The sequence below is a fragment of the Pauljensenia sp. UMB6358 genome, assembly GCF_030216865.1.
Lineage (GTDB): Bacteria > Actinomycetota > Actinomycetes > Actinomycetales > Actinomycetaceae > Pauljensenia > Pauljensenia turicensis_A.
In genome coordinates this window covers 26,177-52,951 of sequence record NZ_JASOMS010000011.1, presented here as the reverse complement: position 1 = coordinate 52,951, position 26,775 = coordinate 26,177, and the positions used below count along the sequence as shown (strand labels likewise).

Genomic DNA, 26,775 nt, shown 5'->3' with positions numbered 1-26,775 from the left:
GCGCGGCGCACACCCCGAATGCGTATGTAAGTATGGGGTCAGCATCGACGTCAACAGCGGATCAAACATACAGAACCTCGCTGGCGCTCTCTGAGGTCATTCGAGGCAAAAAACCGGATCCACTCCACACGCAAACCCCACATCGTCGCCTCACACGCCCAAACCTGCCAGCTCGCGCGTAACGCAAAAGAAAACGCACCTGCATGCACATAAACGCATGAGGCGCATTCTGCTCACGACGCTCAGTCGCGCGGGTGCTGACCTCGCATCGCGCCTGGAGGAGGAAGCTCTTCCCAAAGTCCGCGATCGATCAGATAGTCGCGCAGACACTTCGGCTTATTGGTCACAAAGCCGTCGACTCCAAGAGCGATCAGCTGATTAAGATCGTCAATCTCATCGACCGTCCAGACGTGGACAGCTAAACCATGCGAATGGGCCGCCGCAACAAAACGACGATCCACAACGGTCACAGGGCCGAAGGACAGCGGAACCTGAGCGGCAACAACGCCCTGATGAGAACCTGGAATCCGCCATGTGCGCGTCTTCGTTGCGCTCTTTGCAGCCACAACCAAACGCACCACTGATTGACTACCCAACGACGTTGCAATCTGGCCCTGAGATTGCTCTCTGAGCCACTTCAGCCGACGCTCGTTAAACGATGCCAGGACAACGCGATCCTCAGCATGAGCCTGACGGACAACATCCAACAGAGGCCCCTCAACACCGGGAACCTTCGCATCGATGTTGAAGTAGAGATCCGGGAAGGTCTCAAGAGCTTCGGACAGCAACGGAATACGATCACCGTGATCGTTCGTGTACGTCTTCAACTCATCCCACGTCATCTGAGCAATCAGACCAGAACCGTTGTATACGCGATCGATCATCGGATCATGGTGGACAACAACCTTGCCATCAGCGGTCAGATGAACATCGGTTTCAATGTGGCGGATACCGAGCTGACGTGCATCAGCGAATGCCTCAAGCGAGTTTTCAGGCGCGACCTCGTTGCCTCCCCTGTGGGCAAGAATGATCGGCCCGACGCGAGAAGAAACCGGGATCATGAACAAGCCTGCTCTCCGAAATAAACTGCGCCAACTTCTTTAAGCCATGCTTCGGGATCGATGGGCTCGTCGTTGGAGTTATGGATTTCAAAGTGAAGGTGCGGGCCAGTTGACCAACCGTTGTTTCCAACGGCACCGATTACCTGTCCCGCTTCTACGGTGTCGCCCACACGGACCTTGATCTGATCCATGTACTGGTGCAGGTACGCGCTATAGAAAATGCTTCCGTCTTCACGGACGTGCTTGATCTTCACCAACGCACCGGAACGGCTGTTTTCAGAGACCTCGACGACCTCGCCGCCATACACGGCGTGTAGCGGAGTCCCCAGTGGGCCAGCCATGTCGATGCCTTCGTGCATCTGTAGCTGACCAGAAATCGGGGAAACGCGCATCAAGAACGGCGACGTGATCTCGAACGTTCCTGCTGGCATTGGCCAGTAGATCTCCGAGGATCGAACCTGGACATCTCGATTGCCCGCGGCTGTCTGGGCAGAGGGCAAGCACCTATTGAGAGTCAAAGGTGCGCGAACTCGTGTGCGAGATGCTGCGGTGACGGACCCTTCAAGGGCCTGCGATTGCGCGACGACCGTTGTCGTTGTCCAGGACTCGTCACCGGCACTAACACCAAGTGCACGCGCAGGAAGTTCAACAGAAGACTGAGCACCAACAAACCCCGACAGCGGGATCGCGACAGTCGTTGCCGTTAGCACAGCAAGAACACCGACACGAGCTACACGACGAGTAACGTGGGATTGTCTTTTGCGAGGCGTAGACGCGTCCAGATCGCTATGTCCATGAATCTGCCGACGTGACGGCAACGGACATTCAATCTTGGCTTCAGACACGCTGAACGTTCCTTTTCATCTGCTGATTTCAGGGAGTTGCCCTCGAAGTGAGTGCCCGAGTTCAACGGTTACTAACCTACATCGTATTGCCTGGCGGTTAAAGAGGTTTGGTTGAAAGTGGGAGTCATAACTCATCGCGGTCGCGAGTGATCACATCGCGTTGCAATGAGTCACGAACCTCGCCGACCAATTCTTCTAGAACATCTTCAAGGAAGAGCACGCCGATTCGTTCTCCTGCTTGGTTTTTCACCAGTGCACAGTGCGTTCCCGAACGTTGCATTGCGCGGAGCGCGTCTTCGACTTCATCGGTTGATGCAACGGTTTCCATCTTGCGGATACGCCAGGCGGGAATCGGTTGAGTGCGATTCGTAGCATCGGCATAGAGTACGTCCTTCAGGTGAATGTACCCAGCGATTTCACCGGATTGAGCAACGATCGGGAAGCGCGAGAAACCTGTTCGAGCAACTTCTTTTTCAACCTCGTCGGGGGTGACATCGGGCTCCAAAGTAACCAGGTCACCCAAAGGAACCATCGCTGACCCAGCGGTTTCGGTCGAGAATTCCAAGGTTCCCGAGAGCAAACCAAAGTCGTCACTCAAAGCTCCTTCAGCGGTCGAATATTCGACGATGGAGGCCACTTCTTCGGCTGTAAACGTTGCCGCAATTTCAGATTTAGGTTCAATTCCACGAAGTGACAGGAACCAGTTCGCCAATGAATCCATTGCATGGATAATCGGGCTGACAACGTGTCCAATTGCCACCAGAGGTGGCGCAAGAAGCAGAAGGAGTCGTGCCGGGTTTGCGATCGACACGTTCTTCGGCACCATTTCACCGAATACTACGTGCAGGAACAACACGATAATCAGTGCGACAATAAAACCAACGACGTGCGCCGACGAGGCAGGTAAGCCCAGTGAAACCAGCGGATGCTCCACGAGGTGCGCGATCGCCGGTTCTGCGACGACGCCGAGGGTTGTTGATGCGACCGTGACACCCAGCTGACAGATAGCGAGCATCAATGATACGTGTTCAAGTGCGAACATCGCCTGAGCGCTTCCGCGACGCTTTTCTTCGCAGAGAGGCTCGATCTGCGAACGGCGCGACGATGTCGTCGCAAATTCTCCGGCGACGAAGAAAGCATTCATTGCCAGCAACACAACGGTGATTCCAAGACCCCAACCGGCGCTCATAGCTGAACCTCCGGTTCTTCATCTTCCTGATCAGGCACATAGAGCGCTATCTGCATAATGCGTCGACCCTGCATGTGTTCAACTTCGAGGATCACTGAGTGCACGTCAACGCGGTCGCCAACCATTGGGATGCGTCCAAGTTGGGCCATCACGAGGCCGCCTATCGTGTCGTAGGCGTTGTCTTCAGGAAGGGCGATCCGAGTTCGTTCGAAGAGCTCATCGGGGCGCAGGGTTCCGGGGATCAGCAGAGCGCCGTCGGCACGGGTACGGATCCCGAGGCGACGCCCATCATGCTCGTCGGACACTTCACCAACGATTTCTTCGATGACGTCCTCCAAAGTGACAACACCTGCCACCCCACCGTATTCATCGACGACGATTGCCATTTGCAGGCCTTCGTCACGCAATTGCACCATCAGAGGACCAATGGGGGCTGTTTCGGGAACCGATGGAACCTCTGCCATCAGGGATGCAGACACAACGGGGACCTCGTCGCGACGCTCGAAAGGAACTCCGATGGCACGGCGCAACGAAACCAAGCCGATGATGTCATCTAAATCCTCACCGACGATCGGAAAACGTGAGTGCCCGGTTTCTCGTGAGAAGGCGACAACGTCAGATGCGACGGCGGTGTCCGGCAGGAAGTGAAGCAGCCCGCGGTCTGTCATGACGTCGGCAGCGGTGAACTCGGACAGGCGGATTGAGTTCGTCAACAACGAGGCGGTCGACGTGTCTATCGTGCCTTCTTCGGCTGAGTGTCGAACCATTGCTTCGAGTTCAGACGCTGACCGAGCAGATGAGATCTCTTCCTGAGGCTCGATGTTCACCAGTTTGAGCACCGCGTTCGCCGACCCGTTCAAAACGAAAATAATCGGCTTCATCAGCGCAGTGAAGAACATATGAAAGGGAACGACAAGACCCGCGGTTTTTAAGGGGTGAGCGAGCGCAAGGTTCTTTGGAACCAGCTCGCCAAAGAGCATTGATACGGCGTTAATGAAAACTGCCGCCACAATCGCGGCGATACCCGTGGCAAGCCCAGCCGCTAAACCAGCACTTCCGAGTGCCGTTTCAAGAAGGTCAGCGATTGTTACCTGCGTGGTGTAGCCGAGAAGAATCGTGGTCAGCGTAATACCAACTTGGGCTCCAGAGAGCTGGGTCGACAGTGTTTTCGTTGCCTTCAGGACTTCTCCGGCGGATTTGTCGCCGGCTTGGAATCGCTTTTCAACGACCGCTTGATCGAGCGCGACCAGCGAAAACTCCGCGGACACGAAAATAAATGTGCCGATTGTCAGAACGATGCCAAGCACGAGCATCGCAATAGTTGCGATCACTGCGTGACCTTACTGTTGGATGGTAAATCAGAATCCATAACCCGTTCAGTTTACCGATTCGTGCTCTGTGTAGCACAAGAATCCACTCTGTTGCCAGTTTCACCAAAAATTCTTCTTCTTTTCCCCAAAGACGCGTTCAAGCTATATCCAATCTCTATAAAATCGGGCCTAAAGACCCAGACTGTCCGTATGCTTTGCCGTAGGGTTCACGGCTGAACAGAACGGAGATTCTCGTGGCAACTGACAACGGAGCACAGCCGCAGGCAAATAATTGGTACGTCGACACCATGCGTCGCGCGTATCAGGCGGATCCAACTTCGGTTGATCCCTCGTGGCGCGCATTTTTTGCGACCGAGTCCGCTCCTCCTCAGTTGCGTGTTCCTCAGCCAACTGCCGAGGCCGCTCCGGCCGCATCGCACCCCGCCCCCGTTCAGACCGCGGTTTTCCCGCCGGCGGCCTCGTCGATCCACGATCACCCCACGACACACTTCGCACAGCCGAAAGCACGTATCTTAGCTGAATCTGTGTTCGAGGAACCCGAAGCGGACGCACCGGAAACGAACGTGGAGTCCGTGACGCGTTCTGACCTGCCCCCGGCTCCTCCGGCGCGCATCATGGAAGCAACGTCTCCCTATACACGTCAGATGCACGGCCACACCGCCGCATCACTCAACACTGATCTTGCCGAGGAAGACGAGCTCCGCATCCTCAAGGGCGTGGCACGCGCAACTGCGAAGAACATGGATGAATCCCTCTCTGTTCCCACTGCAACGTCACAGCGTCAGATACCTGCGAAGCTCCTGATTGAAAACCGCGCTCTGATCAACGCTCACTTGGCGCGCACCGTTGGTGGCAAGGTTTCCTTCACCCACCTGATTGGCTACGCCTTGGTCGAGGCTCTGTGCGAAATGCCGGATATGAACGTCCGCTATCAGATGGAAGGCACCAAGGCCGCGATCCACCGTCTAGCCCACGTCGGATTCGGCTTAGCAATTGACGTCACCAACGCCTCCGGCGGGCGTTCTCTGATGGTCCCGGTCGTCCACAAGGCAGACACCATGACCTTCATGGAATTCGTTGACGCATATCAGGATCTGGTCAAGCGTGCGCGCACCGGCGATCTTGGTACCGCTGACTTCCAAGGGGCAACCGTTACTCTGACAAACCCTGGAACAATCGGTACAACAACATCTGTTCCTCGCCTAATGAAGGGGCAGGGCCTCATTATCGGTGTTGGCGCAACCGACTACCCCGCCGAATACCGCGGAGTTTCCCCGCGCAAGCTGGCAGCAATGGGCATCGGCAAAACCATGTTTATGTCGTCGACCTACGACCACCGCATTATTCAAGGTGCGGCCTCCGGCCAGTTCCTCGCGCTCATCGATAAAAAGCTGTCGGGTCTGGATGGATTCTACGAACGCGTTTTCTCTTCACTTCACATCCCCCAGTACCCCTACGCCTGGGAAGCGGACCACGAGTATGACGTCGAGCGTGAGAAGGGGAAGCCCGCGCGCATCGTAGAGCTGATCCACGCATTCCGCTCACGCGGTCACCTTGCCGCAGACACGGACCCGTTGGCATACCGCGTGCGCCGCCACCCCGACCTGGATATCACCCAGTACGGCCTGTCCGTATGGGACCTCGATCGTCCCTTCCCGACCGGCGGATTCGGTGGCCAACAGCAAATGTTGCTACGCGATATCCTGACTCGCCTGTCCGACACGTACACGCGTAGCGTCGGCATTGAATACATGCATATTCAGGATCCCGAGCAACGACAGTGGGTCCAGCACCGCATCGAACTCCCCTACGAAGTTCCCACTCCAGTTGAACAGCGTCGAATTCTGTCGACGCTGATCCGCGCCGAAGCGTTCGAAGAGTTCCTTCAGACCAAGTTCATGGGACAGAAGCGTTTCTCCCTTGAAGGTGGCGAGTCACTGATCCCGCTTCTTGATGAGATCCTTGCACGATCGGCACGAGAAGGTATCCACGAAGTTGCGATCGGAATGGCGCACCGTGGCCGACTGAATGTTCTGGCGAATATTGCTGGCAAGTCCTACGCGCAGATCTTCTCCGAGTTTGAAGGAAACCAAGATACTTCATCGGTTCAGGGCTCCGGCGACGTGAAGTATCACCTAGGAACCTGGGGCGTCTACACTTTGGAAGACGGTGTGGCAACGAAGGTGTACATGGGCGCTAACCCATCGCACCTCGAGGCCGCCGACGCCGTCCTAGAAGGCATTGTCCGCGCCAAGCAGGAAGTGCTTGGCGATGAAAGCCTGCCAATTATCCCTGTTCTGGTTCACGGCGACGCCGCGTTCATTGGCCAAGGTGTTGTCCAGGAAACCTTCAATATGAGCCAGCTGACCGGTTACAAGACCGGTGGCACGATCCACGTGATCGTGAACAACCAGATTGGCTTCACAACCGGACCAACGTCTGGCCGTTCGACCCGCTATCCCACCGACCTTGCCAAGGGCCTCCAGGTACCGATCCTCCATGTGAACGGCGACGATCCGGAAGCTGTTGTCCGCATGGCAGCACTCGCCTTCGAGTACCGCAATACGTTCCATAAGGACGTCATCATCGACATGGTCTGCTATCGCCGTCGCGGTCACAACGAAGGTGATGACCCGTCGATGACCCAGCCCGTCATGTACGGATTGATTAATAAGATCCCGTCGACACGCACCGTTTACACGCGGAACCTCGTTGGTCGTCACCAACTGACAGAAGACGAGGCCCTCGCTTCGGCGACCGCGTACGAGAACGAGCTCTCGCGCATCCTGTCCGAAACTCGCGAAAACGGGTGGGCACCGCAAGATGATGCTGAGAAGGAAAGCGCCGGCTGGTTGATGCCCGACTCTCAGTTGCCCGGTTCCGGCATGATGATTGGCTGGCACTCAGCAACAACGACGGAAGAAATCCGCCGCATCGGTGACGCTCACGTTTCCTTCCCGCCCGGCTTTACCCCGCATCCGAAGATGGCTCAGCTCTGCGAGCGACGCCAAGAAATGGCCTACGGGAAGCGTCCCATTGACTGGGGATTCGGCGAACTCTTGGCTCTTGGCACACTGCTGATGGAGGGAACGCCCGTTCGTTTCTCGGGTGAAGACGCACGTCGCGCGACCTTCGTCCAGCGCCACGCTGTTCTTCACGACAACACGAACGGCCGTGAATTCACACCGCTTCAGTTCCTGACCCCAACGCAGGCGAAGTTCGATATCTTCGACTCTCCCCTGTCGGAGTATGCGGTGCTCGCATACGACTACGGTTATTCGGTGGAACGTCCCGATGCTCTGACCGTCTGGGAAGCACAGTTCGGTGACTTCGCGAACGGCGCGCAGCCCGTCATCGATGAGTTCGTGTGCTCCGCCGAGCAGAAGTGGGGCCAGCGTTCTTCCTTGGTGATGATGCTTCCCCACGGTTTCGAAGGTCAGGGTCCCGACCACTCGTCGGCGCGTATCGAGCGTTACCTGCAGTTGGCTGCCCAGGACAATATGTGGATCGTTCAGCCGTCTACTCCGGCTAACCACTTCCATATGTTGCGTCAGCAAGCCTATCGACGCCCGCGTAAGCCTCTGATTGCCTTCACGCCCAAGCAACTGCTCCGTCTTGCCGCCGCAACTTCTAAGATTGAAGACTTCACATCTGGGACCTTTAGACCAATCATCGGTGAAGTTGATCCGTCGATTGATGCAACGCAGGTCACCAGGGTCTTGATCTGTTCCGGACGCATTTACTATGACCTTGTTAAGGAACGCAAAGCGCGTGGCGATCGTTCAACGGCGATCATTCGTCTTGAACAGTTCTACCCGCTTCCCGCCCAGGAGCTTGCTTTAGAGCTTGCCCGCTACCCGCACGCAGAAATTATGTGGGTTCAGGATGAGCCGAAGAACCAAGGTCCCTGGCCGTTCCTGGCACTCAATATGTTCATGGAGTTTGAACGTCCTGTTCGCCTTGTCTCTCGCCCCGAATCGGCAACAACCGCAGCCGGTCGAGGATCGGATCACAAGCGGCAGAACGTCGAACTCATGGCAGCAGCATTTGCTCGCTGACTCGAGGGAACCCAATGAGACTTTGCGTTATCGGAGACGAACTGGTCACTGGAACTGGTGACCCGCGAGCGCTCGGCTGGATTGGTCGCGTGCTTGCTCGATCAGAGTTTGCAACGGCTCCAACGGTGATGACATTGGGCGTTCCCGGGGAATCCACGAATAGCCTGGCAGCGCGTTGGGAATCGGAAGTCGGGCTCCGCTTGGGTGCCGAAGGACCTCGCGGTTTGATTGTCGGTGTTGGTACCGCTGATATTTCAGCGGGTTTAAGCTCGGCTCGTTCGCGCTTGAATCTGGCGAATATCACCGATCGTGCTGCCTCGCTGGGGATTCCTTGCTTCGTGGTGGGACCTCCACCTCTTGCCGGGAGTGATTCTTCGTCGGTTGCTCAGCTTTCCCGTTCGATGAGTGAAGTATGCCAGCGCCGTGGCCTTCCTTACGTTGATACGTACACTCCCCTTGTTGCGCACGATCAGTGGTTTGAAGACATGGCAGCCTCGAGGGCGCGAACGGATTCAGGGCTGACGCTTCCCGGCCAGTCCGGATACGCCTTGATGGCGTGGCTCGTACTGCATTCAGGGTGGTACGAATGGACGGGTGCGACGCCTCGCGAGTAATGCGAAGGAAACTGATAAAACAAAATGCCCGGAGGCTTTAGCCTCCGGGCATTGCGTTAAAGACGGCTCATGCGTTTGGACGCTTGCCGTGGTTCGCACCGTGCTTCTTACGATCGCGACGCTTGCGGCCCCTCTTCGACATGTTGATCTCCTCAAGTTTTGAATTCAACCCTGACAGTTTCCCATAAAAACAGCGGTTAAGCCAACAGGCTGACCGTCCTAGCGACACACGTCACTGCCCTGACGTTTCGACATATACAGATGTTGTTTCAACCTGAACCGATGAGAGGCGAGCAAGCAGACGGGCTTCGAATCCTTCGGGAAGAGGCTCGTCATCGAAGAAGTGTCGCAACGCGGTTCGCACATGGCGTTCATGGTCTAATTCTTGGGCGCAGTGCTCGCATCCAGAAGCATGCGCGATCAAGGCAAGGCGTTCGCGTTCGCAGGGGCCTTCGACTGTTCCGGTATCAATGAGCGAGCGACGTTCTTCGCATTCTTCACAATCCACCAGGGCGAAGAGCGCTTCTCGGAACGCGTCGCATCCGATGGCTTCACTCATTGTTATCTCCTGTAATTCCATATTCTTTGGCAAGGTCTGCGAGTGTTCGGCGCAGGCTTGCTCGGCCTCTAGAGAGACGCGACATGACGGTTCCAATCGGAATGTCGAGTATGTCGGCAATCTCTTTGTAGCTGAGCGATTCAACATCGGCGAGTACAACAACTGCTCGCTGTTCGTCGCTCAGGCTGTGTAATGCTTCTTGAATTTGTGTTGACGGAATCCGAGCGAGAGCCTCGGTTTCCGCCGATTTCAAAGCAACTGAGTCGTGAGAAGCTGCTTGCATGAGCTGCCAGTCTTCAACGTCTTCGTTAGGCGAGTGTTTGGGTCGACGTTGCGCTTTGCGATATTCGGAGATGAAGGTGTTCGTCAGTATCCGGTAGAGCCAGGCTTTCAGATTGGTGCCTTGGGCGTATTGATGGAACTTCGCATATGCGCGAAGATAGGTCTCTTGTACGAGGTCTTCAGCGTCTGTTCTGTTACCTGTCAGTCGCAGTGCTGCGCGGAAGAGCATTTTTTCGTACGGGATGGCATCGCGGACGAATGTCTGATCTAGTTCCACTTCTACAAAGGGACGAGAAGCGTTGTCGAAAGTAGTCATCGCTCTTAAGGGTAAGCGTTGGAGACCCAAATCGTGTGGTTCATACGTCTGTAAACGCGTGCGGACGAGGTTTGTATTCCATAATCAAGCGCGTTGTGGCTCACGAAAACCGCTTTTCATCGGACAATAGAAGCATGAATCTTCTTCGTGCATGTGCAAGGCCAGCTTTGGCGCTTCCCGCCCTCCTCGATGGCATTTCAGCTCTGCGTGAGCCTGAAGTGCACGTCGAGCGCGCTCACGTTGTCCGTCCGCTGATGGATACGGTGGCGGGCGAGGCCGCTCCCACCGATGAGCAGCTGACTGTTGCGACGCGGGTTTTAGGTGGCGTGATGCTGGGTGCAGCCACATGTTTTGCTCTTGGTAAGGCTCCTCGGACAAGCGCTACGGTTCTTGCGACTATTTCGATTCCGATGGCTCTTGTGAATCATCCGCTGTGGACTGCTCGTAGTCGCGCTGAGCGCCGTGAAATGACCTCTGGAATGGCATCCCGTTTCGCACTTGCTGGAGCATATGCGCTGGCCAGCACGGATCGCGTGGGTGCCCCGTCAGTGTCATGGCGAGTCAATCAGTGGCAGGCACGCCGTGCCCTAGAACGTGAGAAAGCTCTGGCGACAAAGGTTTCCGCTTGACTTCCCGCCTATGGCAGGCGCCCGTAGCATCGGGCACGTTAGATGCAACTATTGAGATCCCCGGGTCGAAGTCGCTGTCGGCTCGTGAGCTTTATCTTGCAGCGACCGCTGATTCTCCTTCTTCACTGACCGGGGTTCTTGATTCGCGGGATACTCGATTGTTTATAGACGCCCTTCGACTGTTGGGCGCTGACATTGAGTTTTCCGGCACCTCGGCGCACGTTGTCCCTCTTGATCCTCAAGCGCCAGAGCACACCGATGAGATCTCCATCGATTGTGGGCTTTCTGGCACGGTGATGCGTTTTATTCCGCCCTTGGCTGCGCTCAACAGTCGGATCACTCATTTCGATGGTGATGAGGGCGCTCGTCTACGCCCCCTCAAGCCACTCCTGGACGCTCTTGCGCAGTGTGGTGCCACGATCACCTACCACGGCGAAGAAGGATTCCTGCCTTTCACTATTCAAGGACCACTCCGCCTTCCGGCGGGAGCAACAATCACGGTCGATGCTTGCGCATCATCACAATTCGTGTCATCCCTGCTGTTGGTTGCGCCTATGCTCAGCCATCCTGTAACGATCAGTGCACTCGGTAAAGTCGTTTCGCTCCCCCACATTGAAATGACCTGTCAGACCATGCGAGCGCGCGGATGCGATGTCGAGGAAATAGACGAAGGTGCCCCCGCGTTCCATTCCTGGCATGTCATCAACGAACGGTCGCGCGGCCTCGTCAATTCGATCGAACCCGACCTGTCGAATGCTGGCCCTTTCCTCGCAGCCGCACTGGTGTGTGGCGGAAAGGTGACGATCCCGCATTGGCCCGCCGAAACGACGCAGGCCGGTGACGCATGGCGCGACATTCTTCCACGGCTGGGAGCCGACGTTACTCTGCGCGATGGCGCACTGACTGTGAGCGCGAAGGCCGGCCATATTCGCGGAATCGACGTGGATCTGGCAGACGTCGGGGAACTCACGCCGACGATTGCTGCGCTCACCGTTTTCGCTGATTCACCTTCGCTTCTACGAGGTATCGGTCATCTGCGAGGTCATGAAACTGACCGTCTAGCCGCTTTGGCAACAGAACTGCGGGCATGTGGTTGCCAGGTCGATGAGGGGACAGATTATCTGGCGATCACTCCCCCCACCACTCCAACGCCCGCGCTCCACCACGCCTATGCCGACCACCGAATGGCAACCTTCGCGGCAATCCTAGGATTGGGAATTCCGGGAACAACGCTGGATGATATTGCGTGCACATCAAAGACATTGCCCGATTTCCCTTTCATGTGGGCATCGCTTGTCGCTTCAAGCAAGGAGGCTTCCGTTGAGGCGTGACACTGGAACCGACGATCCGCGCGTCAAAGTTCGCGCAGGAAAGTCAAAGCGTCCACGAACAAAAATTCGCCCAGATTGGTCTACTTCACCGCTCGGGCACGTCATTGCTATTGATCGTGGGCGATACCGCGTCAGGATGGACGACGCGACAACTCTGAATGCTATTCGCGCCAAAGAGCTAAAGCGCGGATCGGTGATCATGGGTGACCGCGTGCGCGTAACCGGGGACGTTTCGGGACGCGTCGATACGCTGGCTCGAATTGTCGCCGTCGAAGAACGCACTTCCATCCTTCGCCGGTCATTGGAAGATGCACCCGACCAACGCGGAGAAAAGGCGATTGTCGCGAACGCGGACACTATGTGTATCGTCGTCGCGCTGGCCGATCCGCCACCTCGAACCGGCATGATTGACCGATGTTTGGTGGCCGCATATGAAGCCGGAATGACCCCCATCCTCTGCCTCACGAAGTCCGATCTTGGCGTCCCAAGCGAGCTTCTTGCGACCTATACTCCATTTGGCTTCCGCATTATTGTTACGCAGGCGCTTGAGGGTGGTAAGGCCACTCCCACTGAGGGGCTCGGGGCATTAAAGGGCGAGCTTGCGGGTCATTTCTCCGTGCTTGTCGGGCATTCGGGTGTCGGAAAGTCAACGCTGATCAATGCGCTGGTTCCTGATGCTCACCGCAGTGTCGGGCACGTCAATGAAGTGACGGGACGGGGACGCCATACGTCCACTTCCTCCGAAGCATTCGAACTGCCCGAGGGCGGATGGATTATGGACACGCCCGGCGTCCGTTCTTTCGGCCTGGGGCACGTAGACGAAGAAGACGTTCTGGGAGTATTCCCGGAAGTTGCAGAAGCAACCTCGTGGTGTCTCCCCCTCTGTTCCCATGCGGAGGGCGAACCGAGTTGCGCAATCGACGCTTGGGTGCGTGGCGAGGCCCCGTTTGAGGCTGTCTGTCATGAAGACTCTGCGCGTCGCAACGCTATGGCACTGTCAGCGCGTCGCCTGCTTGATGCCGTTAACGTGGCAAAGCAAGCGTCACGCGATGCGCGCTAGAGTGAAGACATGCCTGACTCTCGTTACGCTGATGATCTGAAAATAGCATTAGATCTTGCTGATCACGCTGATGAAATCACAATGGCGCGCTTTCAAGCATCTGATCTTGTTGTTGAGTCAAAGCCTGATCTCACGCCCGTGTCAGACGCGGATCGTGGTGTCGAAGACATGATCCGCACTGCGTTAGCGACTCGCCGCCCAGATGATGCGATCTACGGAGAAGAACGCGGTTCGTCTGGGGCGGGGACGCGACGTTGGATCATTGACCCGATCGATGGCACGAAGAACTTTGTGCGCAATGTCCCCGTGTGGGCGACATTGATTGCACTGGTTGATGGTTCCGATGTTGTTGTCGGTGTTGTGTCGGCGCCTGCGTTGGGACGACGCTGGTGGGCATCCCAAGGTGGCGGAGCATGGGAACAGTTTGGCTCGAATGCCCCTCATACTCTGCACGTTTCCACAATCAATGCCCTGTCGGAGGCGTCGCTATCGTATTCGTCGCTGACGGGTTGGCAGCAAGTTGGGCGGATCGACGAGTTCATTGATTTGCAGGCTCGCGTTTGGCGCACGCGCGCCTACGGTGATTTCTTCAGCTACATGTTGGTCGCCACCGGCGCTGTTGACGTCGCTTGTGAACCTGAGCTTGAGCTTTATGACATGGCCGCGCTGGTGCCAATTGTGACTGAAGCAGGTGGGCGCTTTACGTCTTTGTCCGGAGTAGCAGGCCCCTGGGGAGCGAATGCACTCGCATCAAACGGCTTGCTTCACGACCAGATTCTTGATCATTTCCACTGGCCAAAGGACTAATCCGTCGAGAGTGCAATTCGGTTTGTACACGGTATGCCTCACACTAGAAGCATGCAGATTCTTCACACATCGGATTGGCACGTTGGGCGCACGCTTCACGGCGAGTCCCTATCTGACTCCATTGATGCCTTCTTTAGCTGGTTAAAGGAACTGGTTATCCAGCGCAAAGTCGATGTTGTTCTGATTAGTGGCGATGTTTTTGACCGTAGCGTTCCACCGGTTCATGCAGTACGCCAGTTGTCCCGCTACTTGACCGATTTGGCTGGTCATACGCGCATTATTCTGACGTCCGGGAATCACGATGGCCCCATTCGTTTGGGAATGTTCTCTGCTCTTCTCAGTGATTCACTTGTCATAGAGACTGAACCGGAACGAATCGGCACTGCGATTGAGTGCGGCACTTTCGACGACGGTGCGTTGATCTATCCCGTGCCTTATCTTGAACCTGACCTTGTTCGTCAGATCCTGTCCGATCAAGAGATCGATGAAGAAACCTCACTGCCTGTTCCCCTGGCGCGCTCACACGAAGCCGTAATGGGGGCAGCGTTGCGTCGAATCCATAACGACCTGCGTAAACGCCGCGCTCAGGGTGATGTGCGTCCGGCGATTGCGATGCCTCATGCGTTTATCACCGGCGGTAGCGCATCGGATTCAGAGCGCAATATCGAAGTCGGTGGCGTTGCCCATGTGCCGGCGGGAATCTTTGACACGCTTGGCGGGAAAAACGCGCCGGTGGCACACCTTGCATACGTCGCAGCTGGGCACCTGCACCGTCCTCAACAGATTTCAGGAACCGTTGTTCCCGTGTTCTATTCGGGTTCACCAGTCGCATATTCTTTCTCGGAATATCGGGTAACCAAGCGCGTGTACTTGCTGGACACCGATGCAGTGGACGAAGCGGGATACCTTCACCCGCAACCGATTGCTATTCCTGTTCATCGTTCGATTGCTGTTCTACGCGGAACGATGGACCAGCTGATCACTGACCCTGACCCGAATGATCAAGCATCCTATTGCTCCATCACGGTGACCGATGATCTTCGACCCGATCGTATGATCCCACGGTTGAAAACGATCTATCCGTACGCGTTGATCATCCAGCACGAGTCATCGCTTACTCCGCCGTCTCACACGGGAGTATCTGCGGTTTCGTCTCGTAGCGATACTGAAATCTCTCTCGAGTTTTTTGAGCTCTTAGGCGGAGCAAAACTCACCGACACCGAGAGAGGCATCATTCAAGACACGTGGGAACAAGTAAGGAAGCAGGCCTGATATGAAGCTGATTCGTATCGAGTTCGCAGGAATCGGCCCTTTCTCTGGAAAGGAAACGATCGATTTCACCCGATTCGACGACTCCGGTTTGTTCCTGCTTGAAGGACCCACCGGGGCTGGAAAATCAACAATTCTTGATGCGATTACATTTGCATTGTACGGAATTGTTGCGCGCGGAAGCGACTCAACGAAGGATCGCTTGCGTTCTGACCATGTTCCGGCCAAAGCGAAGTCCTATGTCGAACTAGTCTTTGAAGTCTCCGAAGGTTTCTTCAAGGTCTACCGAGAACCCACATATATCCCCGAGGGCAATAAGACTGCGCGTAACGGGCAGTTGACGTTGATTCAGGTACACCCCGTCGAATCAGCCGATGGTCATTTTACCTACGTTGATGGGGATCCCATCGGCCGTAACGCCGCCGAGATGAATCAGTGGATCACGCAAGCGGTTGGTCTGACAAAAGACCAGTTCGTTCAAACCGTCGTTCTTCCTCAAGGAAAGTTCGCTGATTTCTTGATGGCAAAGTCAGAGCAACGTGAAGCGCTTCTGAAAGATATTTTCAACACTCATCTTTTTACGACCTTCCAAAAGAAGCTTGCTGAAGTATCAAAACAACATTCAGATGACGTAGTAGAGGCAGAACGCGAGGTCACCCGTCGTTTCAGCGATCTAGAGAGCCTGTACGGACACCTTCAGGACTTCATTCGCCCCGCAGATGCTGATTCTTCCCACGATTCTCCTTTCTTAGCTTCACAGGATTCCCCCTCATCATTTGCGGATGTCGATCCTCTTGACCCCGATTCACAGCAGGCATCGACGCTGGCGATCACTCTCGCCCAGAGTGCTCATCGCGTATGCGATGAAGAAGAAGCCAAGCTCCCCGGGTTGATCGATATAGCCGAAGCATGTCACCGCGAGCTCGAAGCTACCCGCGCCTTGAACTCCTTGGTTGAAGAACGCATGGAACTCCAATCTCACTTGGAGATGCTGATGGAGCACGCTTTGATCATTGATCAGTACAAGAAGCGTCATTCCGATGCTCTTATTGCTTCCTCGCTCTCTGGGCCGGTTCGTCAATTCACCGACGCTCGCGACTATATGTCAGTCAAAAATACCGAGCTTCTCACTGCGCATCGTCAGCTTCGCTCACGGTTCACGACCCTTTCGCATATTGAGGAAGATTCTCTTTCCTCTCACATGGTTGACGAGCTTTTAGAAGAACTCAGCACCATTGTGGAAGCTCTCAGTGCCAAGAAAGCAACTCTTGAGAACCTCACGTCACTCGAGCAAGAACTCAGTAATGAACGCGAAGAACAAGAGGCATTAACAGCCTCACTTGCTGTACTCACCCAGAAACGCACCCAGCTTGAAGACCAGCTTTCCCAGCTTCCCAAAATGCGTGAAAGCGCCCTTCAGGGACGCGAAAACATGTTGAAAGACTTGGAGCTCTTCGCAACAGGCGAACGCGACATGGCGCTCTTACAACCGCGTTACCAGGCTGCATGTGAAGTCGCTGAGCATATCGAAATCCTCAAGATCAGGGCTAAGAACATTCAAAGTGCTCGTCGCCGGGCGCAAGAAGCTAACATCGCTTCCCTCCAAGCACATATGCGGTGGATGGATCACGCCAGTGGCAGTCTTGCCACCCAGCTTGAAGACGGCAAGCCCTGCCCTGTTTGTGGTTCGGTGGAGCATCCAGCTCCGGCACGTATCGACCAGACGGACGCTGTCACCCTCGAAGACCTTGATGCTGTCGATCAGGCGCGTTCGAAAGCAGAGCAGGAATTGAACGAAGCACATATGCTTCACGCTCAGACCAACCAAGCCATAGCGAGCGGAAACACAATTGCACGTGCGGATAAAGCTTCGTTGGAACTCGAAATCAAGAATGCTCAAGAAAGAATCGACAAGCATTCAGCGTTGTCTCAAACGATCAAGGAACTTGATCAGGCTCTGGCCGAACTTGAGCAGAACATTAGCCGTGTGAAAGACGAGCTCGCTGAAACCAAGGTTGAAATTGGCAAGGCGCAGACACAACACTCTTCGCTTGCCCAATCAATCGATACGAAGCAGGCTCGGTGTGAAGAAGGCCGTGGAACCTTTGAATCAATCGAAGCGCATCTGGCGAATGTCAGCGATTCTTTGACTGAAGCTCGCACGCATCACAAGCACCTCCAAGAGTGGAATCAAAGCTATGCGCGCCTTGAAACTACAACGAATGCGCTGACGCAGGCTCTCACTGATTCGCCGTGCGCTTCCATCGAGGAAGCCCTCGCTTTCGTTGATTCACATTTCATCGCTGGCGAAGAGCTCCGTGCATTAAAGGACCAGATTGACTCCCATCAGAGTGATCTTCAGATAACGCGAAACCAACTCCTGGACAAACGTCTTGCCAATGTTGCTGATCGAAGTGTGCAGTCTACGGCGGCCTTGGAAGAAGCGGATACCAATGCGACGGCTGCGCGCGATGCCATGCAACACCGCTGTGGTCAGCTCAGTGCTCTTGTGAGACAGATTGACGATGCTCACACGCACTTTAAGACCGCCGTGGCAGAGCTCGACCATGTCCGAGCAGAAGTTGCTCCGTACCAGCGTCTTGTGAATATCGTCAACGGTGGATCTCTCAATCTCAGTTCGACTCCCCTATCATCATGGGTGCTAGTGTCGCGTCTCAATGAGGTTTTGGATGCGACGAATCCTCGTCTCAGCGCATTCTCCGGTGGTCGCTACCAACTGATCTGCAGACCAGAAGATGGCACTCGTTCAAAGAAGTCTGGGTTGGGGTTGGCAATTCACGATCTGGAAACAGACCGCATTCGCAAGACCCAAACGTTGTCCGGTGGCGAAACGTTCTATACCTCTCTCGCACTGGCGTTGGGATTGGTTGACATTGTCACTGCTGAATCGGGGGGCACGGAAATCAAATCGATGTTCATCGATGAAGGATTCGGCTCATTGGACTCCGATACGCGTGATGTCGTCATGCACCACCTGCATGCGTTGCGCCAGAGTGGTCGAACCGTTGGTGTCATCAGCCACGTCGAAGAGATGTCAAAGCAGATCAGCGATCAGATCCATGTTCGCCCCAAAGCAAACGGGGGTTCAAGCTTGTCGATCGACTTCTGATTCCAGGCGACACATTATCCCCTTCCGTTTCAATAGACGGTTTGTCAGGGAGGAAAGGAAAGGCCTTGCTTCATCGTGTGTGGGGCTAGCGTTGATCACGCTAGCCCCACACACGATGCATCAGGGATCAGTAAATACAGATTCCTACTTCAGAATCTCGCGCAGCGCATCTCGTTCCGACACATCAAACCACTGCAGAGGAAACTCCCAGAGATCACTAATCGCGTGGTCTGCCTGGTCTTGATCATCGGCTTCTATCACGCGCCGAACCTGCTCCGATGTTTCACCATCATCGGCAAGAATCGCAACGACATCGTTCCAATCACACCGAACATTGTTGACTTCAAGCACTCCGGTTCCAGAAGGCACTGCGTCCGTTTGAATGTCAGTTGCAAGCACAATACGCGCATATGCATGCGTTGGGGCATCGCGCAGAAGAATCAGCGAAGCCAACGCAGCCTCGACCTGCGCATCATCTTCAAGCACTTCAACGTCCTCACGCCCCATGTCTGGGGAAGGAACGGCTACGAAGGCCTGTCGCAAAGAAATCTGTTCTTCGCCAAGATCAGACGATAGAGCGGGGAAATATACGCGCATAGCTTCAGTGTTCCACACTTACCCTTGTGTCTTGCTTGTCATTGAGCGCGTTGAAGCAAATAGCTTCCTCTCTTCGCAACACATGCGAGCACTATAACCCTGATGAGGCGATGATGCGCCGCTTCAAACTCATCATTTTTCTTTGAAAAAACACCATTTTTTAACTCTTCTAGGGCTTTTGTCGTTACGAAGAACAGTTGAAAAGCATTCAGGGGTAAAAAGTTATCCACAGGACTTGAAATCTATTGACAGCATCCACCCACAGACCGCACACTCATAACTCATAAACAACCTTTACACAAAAACCTATATCGGCGCGTCGCAATATCGCACCTCATTCGATGGCACTTTTTAACGCGCGCACCACATCCCCAGCGCAAGGAAGGGAGTAGCAAATACAGCGGTACACAATCAGCCCTTCATGTCTACATGACGGACGATGAACACAGTCAAACACACCGAGAATCTCAAGATAAGAGGAGCTATACCAATGGCAACGATGCCAGCCTCCTTCCCGTACATGCCCGAACGTCGCATGTTTCGCTGGGACCTCACAATCGACGTTCCTCCGAAGCAACAAGCTGACACTCGGACATGGCTCGAATCGCGGGCTACTCCCTACGGGCACTATCCAGACACACTTCCTGACGTGGGACCGTGGGCTGCAGGTTTTGCCCGCGCAGCCATCGAGGCAGTCCTTGATCTCAGGGACAAACGTCAGCTGGAGCGCTGGATGCTTCCGCAACTTTTCAACGCTTTCAAACACCTGAGTTTCCGGGAAGAAGGCGACGAAGAAACCCGAACAGGGTGTATCCCCGTCACGTGGCGAGCAAGCGAGCCCAGCCCCGGAAAAGTTGAAGCGTCCGTCGTTATTCGCGGTGCTGCACGATGCTATGCGGTGGCACTGCGCCTACAAGAGTTCAAAGGTCGCTGGATGACGACCGCTCTTGAAATCGCTTAGAAGTTCACAGCGATTGAAGTAAACGAACTTCTCCCCAGAAAACATCAATGACGATGTTCTTCTGGGGAGAAGTTTTCGTTTTTTATCGTCGCCTTCTTAGATAATCACCAAGGCGAGAGCCAGCGCTTATTTTCGATGACGCGCTTTCTTTGCCGACGCGCGACGCTGAGCACGATTCGACGACGCGCCAGACGAGGTTGCCCTGCCCTGCGTTGCCGTCCCATCGGACGATGAGTAGCTGAGCTTCGCCAGGTTGAGGCGCTGAGCTTCGCCGATGACAACCTGCGCCTTAGCAGCGGCAACGGGGCTGGCCGGAGCAGGCGCATCAGCAGACTCGGCCTGGGCGGCCGGTTCTTCTGCCGATTCCTTCGCAGATTCATCATCTTTAAAGAGGCCTTGTTCCTTTGCCTGTTCAAAAGCACGCTCGAACTGGTGGGAAACAGAGAAGACCTGCTGGACCGATTCTTCCTTGATGCGCTCCATCATGGATTGGAACATCTGAGCGCCCTCGTCTTTGTATTCGACGAGCGGGTCGCGCTGACCCATGGCACGCAGGCCAATACCTTCCTTGAGGTAGTCCATTTCGTAGAGGTGCTCACGCCAGAGACGGTCAACGGTCGCGACAACAACACGACGTTCAAGGTCACGCATCGGTTCTTCACCGAGCTGACCGCGAGCAAGCGGATTGGCCTTCAGAGCTTCTTCCGCATCCTCGTAGACAGCGGTAATGTCACCGTAGATTTCTTCGACCAAGTCTTCACGAACCAGTGAACCTGCCCCACCGTGTTCTTCTTCGACTTCCTGATAGGTCACTGACGGTGGGTAGTAGCCACGCAACGTATCCCAGAGAACGTCAAGGTCCCATTCGGCGGGGCTGATACCACCGGTCTTTTCATCGATAATTCCAGTGACCAGTGAACGCATGAAGTTCTTCATCTGGGGCTCGAGGTCTTCGCCTTCGAGGACACGACGGCGCTCATCGTAGATCAGTTCACGCTGATTGGTCATCACGTCGTCGTACTTCAGAACGTTCTTTCGAATTTCGAAGTTGCGCGCTTCAACCTGGTGCTGCGCCGATGCGATCGAACGTGAAACAAGCTTGTTTTCCAGTGGTAGGTCTTCGGGGTATGCGCCCGAGGCCATGATGCGTTGCGCCATACCCGAGTTGAACAGGCGCATCAGGTCGTCTTCCATGGACAGGTAGAAGCGCGATTCGCCGGGGTCACCCTGACGTCCGGAACGACCGCGCAGCTGATTGTCGATGCGACGCGATTCGTGGCGTTCTGAACCCAAAACATACAGGCCACCAAGCTCACGGACCTCTTCGCGTTCTGCCTGGACGGCCGCATCTGCTTCTTCAAGGGCGATCGGCCACGCCGCACGGTATTCGTCAGCATTTTCCTTCGGGTCAAGTCCCTTGGCCGCGAGGTTTGCCTGAGCGATGAACTCGGAGTTACCACCGAGCATAATGTCGGTGCCTCGACCAGCCATGTTGGTTGCCACCGTGACCGCACCCTTGCGACCGGCCATTGCGACAACGGCAGCTTCGCGCGCGTGCTGCTTTGCGTTCAGGACCTGGTGCGGAATGTGTCGTTGCTTGAGCAACTGGGACAGCAGTTCGGACTTTTCAACCGAAGCGGTACCCACCAAAACCGGCTGCCCCTTTTCGTGGCGCTCAGCGATATCTTCAATGATTGCCTTGAGCTTGCCGGCTTCAGATGGGAAAACGAAGTCCGGCTGATCCTTGCGGATCATCGGCTTGTTTGTCGGGATCGGGATAACGCCGATCTTATAGGTGGAGGCGAATTCCGCTGCTTCGGTTTCTGCCGTACCGGTCATACCAGCGCGGGAGCCCTCCGGGTAGAGGCGGAAGTAGTTCTGCAAGGTGATCGTTGCCAGGGTCTGGTTTTCAGCCTGGATTTCGACGCCTTCCTTGGCCTCGATCGCCTGGTGCATACCGTCGTTGTAGCGACGCCCCGGAAGGACACGGCCGGTGTGCTCGTCGACGATCAGAACTTCACCGTCGGTGACAATGTAGTCCTTGTCTTTGTGGAAGAGTTCCTTGGCGCGGATCGAGTTGTTCAGGAAGCCGATCAGTGGAGTATTTGCTGCCTCGTACAGGTTTTCGACGCCGAGCTGGTCTTCGACGTGGTCAATACCTGCTTCGAGAACACCGATGGTCTTCTTCTTTTCATCAACTTCGTAGTCGACGTCGCGCTCAAGCATGCGCGCAATGCGAGCGAATTCCATGTACCAGTGGTTGACGTCGCCCGAGGCCGGACCCGAAATGATGAGTGGCGTACGGGCCTCATCAATGAGGATCGAGTCAACTTCGTCGACGATGACGTAGTTGTGACCACGTTGAACCATGTCATCGAGGGTGGATGCCATGTTGTCGCGCAGATAATCGAAGCCAAACTCGTTGTTGGTTCCGTAGGTGATGTCAGCTTCGTACTGCTTACGGCGTTCTGCAGGCTTCTGTCCGACCAGTACACAGCCGGTGGTCAGGCCGAGGAAATTGTAGACTCGAGCCATGATGTCCGACTGGTATTTTGCCAGGTAGTCGTTGACCGTAACGACATGGACGCCCTTGCCTGTTAGTGCACGCAAGTATGCGGGCATCGTGGCGACGAGGGTCTTGCCTTCACCGGTCTTCATTTCGGCAATGTTGCCCTTGTGCAGTGCGATGCCCCCCATGACCTGGACGTGGAAGGGACGCATACGCAGGATGCGCCAGGACGCTTCGCGGACTGTTGCGAAAGCTTCAACGAGGAGGTCGTCGAGGGTTTCGCCCTCTTCAAGACGAGCCTTGAATTCGGCGGTTTTTGCCTGGAGTTCTTCGTCCGTGAGCGCTTCGAAGTCTTCTTGCAACGCATCAACCTGGGTGGCAAGCTGATCAAACTTCTTGAGTGTACGGCCTTCGCCGGCTCGCAGAATCTTGTCAATGAGGGACACAGATACTCCTGACGTTCATTTCGGACCGTCGTCCGATTGTGCGTGCGCACCGAACCAGTCTACGTAAAGATAGGCGCACACTCGAATTATGAGCGTCGAAAGTTAGTATTTTCCGCTCACATTTACCTCAGTGCGCTCCACGCTCGCCCAGGTACGAGGCCGGGATCACCATCTAGTCGCGATCCTGTCAGCGCCCGGTGGCAGATAAACAAAAACACCCACGCCACAAAGCATGAGTGCAAATGGTACCCCCAGCCGGATTTGAACCGGCGTTAACGCCGTGAGAGGGCGTCGTCCTAGGCCGCTAGACGATGGGGGCGCTGAAATTCTCATGGTGAAAACTTCAAGTTAAACCGAGAAAATCGGTTTGGTACCCCCAGCCGGATTTGAACCGGCGTTAACGCCGTGAGAGGGCGTCGTCCTAGGCCGCTAGACGATGGGGGCCTATCGGAAAACATGCGTTCCGATGGCTGGGGTACCAGGACTCGAACCTAGAATGGCTGAACCAGAATCAGCTGTGTTGCCAATTACACCATACCCCATTGGCAATCGCAGTCACCGCTGAGGTTTCTTGCGACGAAAAGAAAGATTAGTCGAGTGTGGCACTAATGCCAAATCGAGCGGGCATGTTTCGACTCACATTCTCCTGCCCCTCCCCGTTCATCAGGGAGATGGCGCATCGAAACAGCGTCTTTCACGTTCAGCGATCCGCGATGCACCTCGCACATTCACGATGAAAACAAAGCGGAGAATCAGAGCGGAAGATGCCGAAAGCCACACTTGGCCTCCCCCAAACGCTTTCGTGCCAGCCGGTAGCAACCGATTGGCACGAAAGCGTTGAGGAAATCAGGCGAGCGTCGCGATGAAGCGATCAAGGCGAGCAAGGGTTTCTTCCTTGCCCAGGATTGCCATCGAGTCAACGACGGGCAGCGACACGTTCGAGCCGGTCATCGCCACGAAGAGCGGGCCGAATGCGAAGCGTGGCTTCACCCCCATCTCTTCGACCAGCTTGGCATCGAGCGCGGGCTTGATTGCCTGAGCACTGAAGTCATCGAGTCCGGCAAGAACCTCACGTGCGGTGGCGAGCACGCCCGGAGCGGAATCCTTGAGCTTGGAAACAGCCTTTTCGTTGTACTCGAGGGCGCTTGCGCCGACGAACAGGAAGCGCATCAGTGGGCCAGCCTCGCCGAGCGTCTGAATGCGGGTCTGCGCCAGCGGAGCAGCAATGTCGAGGGTTGCCTTCTCGGTATCTGTGAGCTCGGAGTAGATTGCGGCGCTCATGTAGCCTTCGCGTGCCAGGAACGGCACTAGGCGACGGGTGAAATCACAGGTGTCGAGGCGACGAATGTGCTCGGCGTTGGTGGCGACGGCCTTCTTCTGATCGAAGCGCGCCGGGTTCGGATTCACCTGAGCAATATCGAACGCTTCAACCATTTCGTCCATCGTGAAGATGTCACGGTCGGGTGCGATCGACCAGCCGAGGAGGGCGAGGTAGTTGTTCAGGCCCTCGGGAATCATGCCGGCTTCCTTGTGGAGTAGCAGGTTCGATTCGGGGTCACGCTTGGAGAGCTTCTTGTTGCCCTCACCCATGACGTAGGGCAGGTGACCGAAGCGAGGCATGAACTTGGCGATGCCGAGTTCTTCGAGTGCGCGATAGAGAACGATCTGGCGCGGGGTGGAGGACAGCAGGTCTTCGCCACGCAGAACGTGCGTGATCTCCATCAGTGCATCGTCGACCGGGTTCACCAGCGTGTAGAGCGGGTGGCCATTGGCACGAACGATGACGTAGTCCGGAACCGAGCCTGCTTTGAAGGTGATTTCACCGCGGATAAGGTCGTTGAACGTGATGTCTTCGTCGGGCATGCGCATGCGCAGAACCGGCTTGCGGCCTTCAGCCTTGAATGCAGCGACCTGTTCTTCGGTGAGGTCACGGTCGAAGCCGTCGTAGCCAAGCTTCGGGTCTTCGCCCTTTGCGCGGTGGCGTTCTTCGATTTCTTCGGGGGTGGAGTAGGACTCGTAGGCGAAACCATTTTCGAGGAGCTTTGCTGCGACATCAGCGTAGATGTCCATACGCTCGGACTGGCGGTACGGGCCGTGAGGGCCACCCTTGTTGACGCCTTCGTCCCAGTCAAGGCCAAGCCATGCCAGGGAGTCGAGGATCTGGTCGAACGATTCCTGGGAATCGCGAGCAGCGTCGGTGTCTTCGATACGGAAGACGAAGGTACCGCCGGTGTGGCGCGCGTATGCCCAGTTGAACAGGCAGGTTCGGACCATTCCTACGTGGGGTGTACCGGTCGGTGAGGGGCAGAATCGAACGCGCACGTCGGCGCCGGAAGCAGTCGTTTCACTCATGATGCTTTTATCTTACTCGCCCCGGCGGGCAGTATTTTTCGTCGGGGCTAGGCTTGTTCCCAATACGTCATTTTCTCGGCAGGCATCAGAGGGTATCGATGACTGCTTCGGCGACCCGATAAAGGAGCAATCGTGCCAATTCGTACTTTTACTGATGCTGAGCTTCATCGCGTGGGCTCGTTGAAATGGACGGGGATAACCCGCAAGGATGGCTCCCCCACGATCGGCGCGTGGGTTGCCGAGATGGATTTCGGTACTGCTCCCAGCGTCGCGAAGGCGATGACGGATTGCATCAATGATGGACTATTGGGCTACCAGCCGTCGTGGTTGGCACCGAAGCTTGCTGAAGCAACCGCCTCTTTCCAACAGCGTCGTTTCGGCTGGGATCTGCGCCCGGACCAGGTTCGTCTCGTGACGTCCGTTCTCCCCGCATTGGAACTGACGATGACCAAGTTGATGCGCCCGGGTACGCCGGTGATCGTTCCAACGCCGGCTTATATGCCTTTCCTTTCAATGCCCACCGAGGCTGGCCACCCCGTTATCGAGGTTCCCTCCCTTCACGGCGATACTGCCGGTGACAAGGGGTGGGCGCTCGATCTGGAAGGCATCAAAACAGGTCTTGAGGCTGGAGCGGGCCTCGTGATTCTCTGCAACCCGTGGAATCCGACCGGCCGTGTTTTTGACGAAGCTGAACTTCGCGCGCTCGGCGAGCTGGTCAGCCAGTATGACGCCCTCGTGTTCAGCGACGAGATCCATTCTCCCCTGGTCCTCGACGAGGTTCCTTTCCTCTCCTACGCTCGTCTTGATCCGCGTTTTGCCGCGCACACGGTGACGGCGACCGCTGCGTCGAAGGGGTGGAATATCGCGGGGCTTCCGTCCGCTCAAGTGATTCTTCCCGACGAGGCGCTTCGTGAGCGCTGGGATGAGCAGGGTCAAAAACTGCATTTCCACGCTTCGACGATCGGCACTGTTGGCACGATCGAAGCCTACGAGAATGGTGTCGAGTGGCTCGACGAAGTCCGCGACTATATTCGCTTGAACGTCGATGCACTCGAGGCTGCGATCGCACACTCCCCCATTGATTTCGTTCGCCCGCAGGGCACGTACTTGTCGTGGTGGGGATTCGCGGGCTTGGGCCTGAATCCTTCACCTGCGATCGCTCTGCGCGAGCAAGCCGGAATCGCAGTCAATGACGGTAAGACTCTGGGCGCCGACTACGCCGATTGGGCGCGCTTCAACCTGGCATGCTCGCACGAAACAATTGCGGAGATGATCGACCGCGTTCTCGCCTTGGTCGCGGGTGCACGTCTGGGCTGATTTTTAACCGGCTGGCTTTCTGGCTATTGACAGGGCCAAGCACCTAAAAACAGACCTGTGGGGAGCAGTTCATTGAACTGCTCCCCACAGGTCTAACAGGCAAAAGGGGCGC

General features: G+C 55.8%; 20 protein-coding genes and 3 tRNA genes. 10 read left to right on the top strand and 13 right to left on the bottom strand.

Annotated features, from left to right (window positions below; translation table 11 throughout):
- Positions 1-242: 242 nt before the first annotated feature.
- From QP381_RS07850 to QP381_RS07835, 4 genes are all read right to left on the bottom strand, one after another.
- Positions 243-1,061, bottom strand: coding sequence for a glycerophosphodiester phosphodiesterase (locus QP381_RS07850; protein WP_006681764.1), 819 nt, complete (start codon positions 1,059-1,061; stop codon positions 243-245).
- Complete coding sequence (locus QP381_RS07845) at positions 1,058-1,906, bottom strand: M23 family metallopeptidase (RefSeq protein ID WP_006681765.1); 849 nt, start codon at positions 1,904-1,906, stop codon at positions 1,058-1,060. Before QP381_RS07845 ends, QP381_RS07850 begins: the two co-directional genes overlap by 4 nt.
- Positions 1,907-2,030: 124 nt before the next feature.
- On the bottom strand, positions 2,031-3,095 hold the full coding sequence (locus QP381_RS07840; protein WP_006681766.1) for a hemolysin family protein: 1,065 nt from the start codon (positions 3,093-3,095) through the stop codon (positions 2,031-2,033).
- Complete coding sequence (locus QP381_RS07835) at positions 3,092-4,423, bottom strand: hemolysin family protein (protein WP_040318734.1); 1,332 nt, start codon at positions 4,421-4,423, stop codon at positions 3,092-3,094. The genes QP381_RS07840 and QP381_RS07835 overlap by 4 nt, the downstream gene beginning before the upstream one ends.
- 236 nt (positions 4,424-4,659) lie before the next feature.
- On the opposite strand from QP381_RS07835, the gene QP381_RS07830 reads away from it, so the two are divergent.
- Entirely contained in the window at positions 4,660-8,484 is a 3,825-nt protein-coding gene (locus tag QP381_RS07830; RefSeq protein ID WP_006681768.1) for a multifunctional oxoglutarate decarboxylase/oxoglutarate dehydrogenase thiamine pyrophosphate-binding subunit/dihydrolipoyllysine-residue succinyltransferase subunit, read from the top strand.
- A 14-nt stretch (positions 8,485-8,498) separates the two neighbouring features.
- On the top strand, positions 8,499-9,098 hold the full coding sequence (locus tag QP381_RS07825) for a GDSL-type esterase/lipase family protein (RefSeq protein WP_006681769.1): 600 nt from the start codon (positions 8,499-8,501) through the stop codon (positions 9,096-9,098).
- A gap of 67 nt (positions 9,099-9,165) precedes the next feature.
- On the opposite strand, the gene QP381_RS09700 is transcribed toward QP381_RS07825, so the two are convergent.
- The 3 genes from QP381_RS09700 to QP381_RS07815 form a co-directional block, all read right to left on the bottom strand.
- Entirely contained in the window at positions 9,166-9,240 is a 75-nt protein-coding gene (locus QP381_RS09700; RefSeq protein WP_373273797.1) for a 50S ribosomal protein bL37, read from the bottom strand.
- Positions 9,241-9,330: 90 nt separating this feature from the next.
- The gene (locus tag QP381_RS07820) at positions 9,331-9,657 is read right to left on the bottom strand and encodes an anti-sigma factor family protein (RefSeq protein WP_006681770.1); all 327 of its coding nucleotides are present in this window, start codon (positions 9,655-9,657) and stop codon (positions 9,331-9,333) included.
- Positions 9,650-10,255, bottom strand: a complete 606-nt coding sequence (locus QP381_RS07815; protein ID WP_006681771.1) for a sigma-70 family RNA polymerase sigma factor — start codon at positions 10,253-10,255, stop codon at positions 9,650-9,652. Before QP381_RS07815 ends, QP381_RS07820 begins: the two co-directional genes overlap by 8 nt.
- 134 nt (positions 10,256-10,389) lie before the next feature.
- Here QP381_RS07815 and QP381_RS07810 point away from each other — a divergent pair, with 134 nt between their 5' ends.
- Genes QP381_RS07810 through QP381_RS07785 form a run of 6 tightly spaced genes read left to right on the top strand, consistent with a single transcriptional unit; the run spans position 10,390 to position 18,481 of the window.
- Positions 10,390-10,884, top strand: a complete 495-nt coding sequence (locus QP381_RS07810) for a hypothetical protein (RefSeq protein ID WP_006681772.1) — start codon at positions 10,390-10,392, stop codon at positions 10,882-10,884.
- On the top strand, positions 10,881-12,215 hold the full coding sequence (aroA, locus tag QP381_RS07805) for a 3-phosphoshikimate 1-carboxyvinyltransferase (protein ID WP_285068327.1): 1,335 nt from the start codon (positions 10,881-10,883) through the stop codon (positions 12,213-12,215). The genes QP381_RS07810 and aroA overlap by 4 nt, the downstream gene beginning before the upstream one ends.
- Positions 12,205-13,275 carry a ribosome small subunit-dependent GTPase A gene (gene rsgA, locus QP381_RS07800; RefSeq protein ID WP_285068326.1) on the top strand — a complete coding sequence of 357 codons (1,071 nt, stop codon included), beginning with the start codon at positions 12,205-12,207 and terminating at the stop codon, positions 13,273-13,275. Before aroA ends, rsgA begins: the two co-directional genes overlap by 11 nt.
- A gap of 9 nt (positions 13,276-13,284) precedes the next feature.
- The gene (gene hisN / locus QP381_RS07795; RefSeq protein ID WP_103633521.1) at positions 13,285-14,082 is read left to right on the top strand and encodes a histidinol-phosphatase; all 798 of its coding nucleotides are present in this window, start codon (positions 13,285-13,287) and stop codon (positions 14,080-14,082) included.
- Between the two features lie 51 nt (positions 14,083-14,133).
- The gene (locus QP381_RS07790) at positions 14,134-15,354 is read left to right on the top strand and encodes a metallophosphoesterase family protein (RefSeq protein ID WP_103633520.1); all 1,221 of its coding nucleotides are present in this window, start codon (positions 14,134-14,136) and stop codon (positions 15,352-15,354) included.
- A 1-nt stretch (position 15,355) separates the two neighbouring features.
- Positions 15,356-18,481, top strand: a complete 3,126-nt coding sequence (locus tag QP381_RS07785; RefSeq protein WP_285068322.1) for an AAA family ATPase — start codon at positions 15,356-15,358, stop codon at positions 18,479-18,481.
- 144 nt (positions 18,482-18,625) lie between these two features.
- On the opposite strand, the gene QP381_RS07780 is transcribed toward QP381_RS07785, so the two are convergent.
- Entirely contained in the window at positions 18,626-19,078 is a 453-nt protein-coding gene (locus tag QP381_RS07780) for a DUF6912 family protein (RefSeq protein WP_219585733.1), read from the bottom strand.
- Between the two features lie 490 nt (positions 19,079-19,568).
- On the opposite strand from QP381_RS07780, the gene QP381_RS07775 reads away from it, so the two are divergent.
- Positions 19,569-20,039: an Rv3235 family protein gene (locus tag QP381_RS07775; RefSeq protein ID WP_006681779.1), complete on the top strand. Its 471-nt coding sequence runs from the start codon at positions 19,569-19,571 to the stop codon at positions 20,037-20,039.
- Positions 20,040-20,165: 126 nt separating this feature from the next.
- On the opposite strand, the gene secA is transcribed toward QP381_RS07775, so the two are convergent.
- The 5 genes from secA to gltX all read right to left on the bottom strand — a co-directional run bounded on the left by secA (position 20,166) and on the right by gltX (position 25,346).
- Positions 20,166-22,994, bottom strand: coding sequence for a preprotein translocase subunit SecA (gene secA / locus QP381_RS07770; protein ID WP_103633516.1), 2,829 nt, complete (start codon positions 22,992-22,994; stop codon positions 20,166-20,168).
- 243 nt (positions 22,995-23,237) lie between these two features.
- Positions 23,238-23,313 (bottom strand) — tRNA-Glu (locus tag QP381_RS07765).
- 49 nt (positions 23,314-23,362) lie between these two features.
- Positions 23,363-23,438 (bottom strand) — tRNA-Glu (locus tag QP381_RS07760).
- A gap of 23 nt (positions 23,439-23,461) precedes the next feature.
- Positions 23,462-23,536: transfer RNA gene (locus QP381_RS07755), tRNA-Gln, on the bottom strand.
- 304 nt (positions 23,537-23,840) lie between these two features.
- Positions 23,841-25,346 (bottom strand): glutamate--tRNA ligase, encoded by a 1,506-nt coding sequence (gene gltX, locus QP381_RS07750; protein WP_285068316.1) that lies wholly within the window; start codon positions 25,344-25,346, stop codon positions 23,841-23,843.
- Positions 25,347-25,478: 132 nt separating this feature from the next.
- Between gltX and QP381_RS07745 the strand changes: the two genes are divergently transcribed.
- Complete coding sequence (locus tag QP381_RS07745) at positions 25,479-26,663, top strand: MalY/PatB family protein (protein ID WP_285068314.1); 1,185 nt, start codon at positions 25,479-25,481, stop codon at positions 26,661-26,663.
- Positions 26,664-26,775 lie beyond the last annotated feature (112 nt).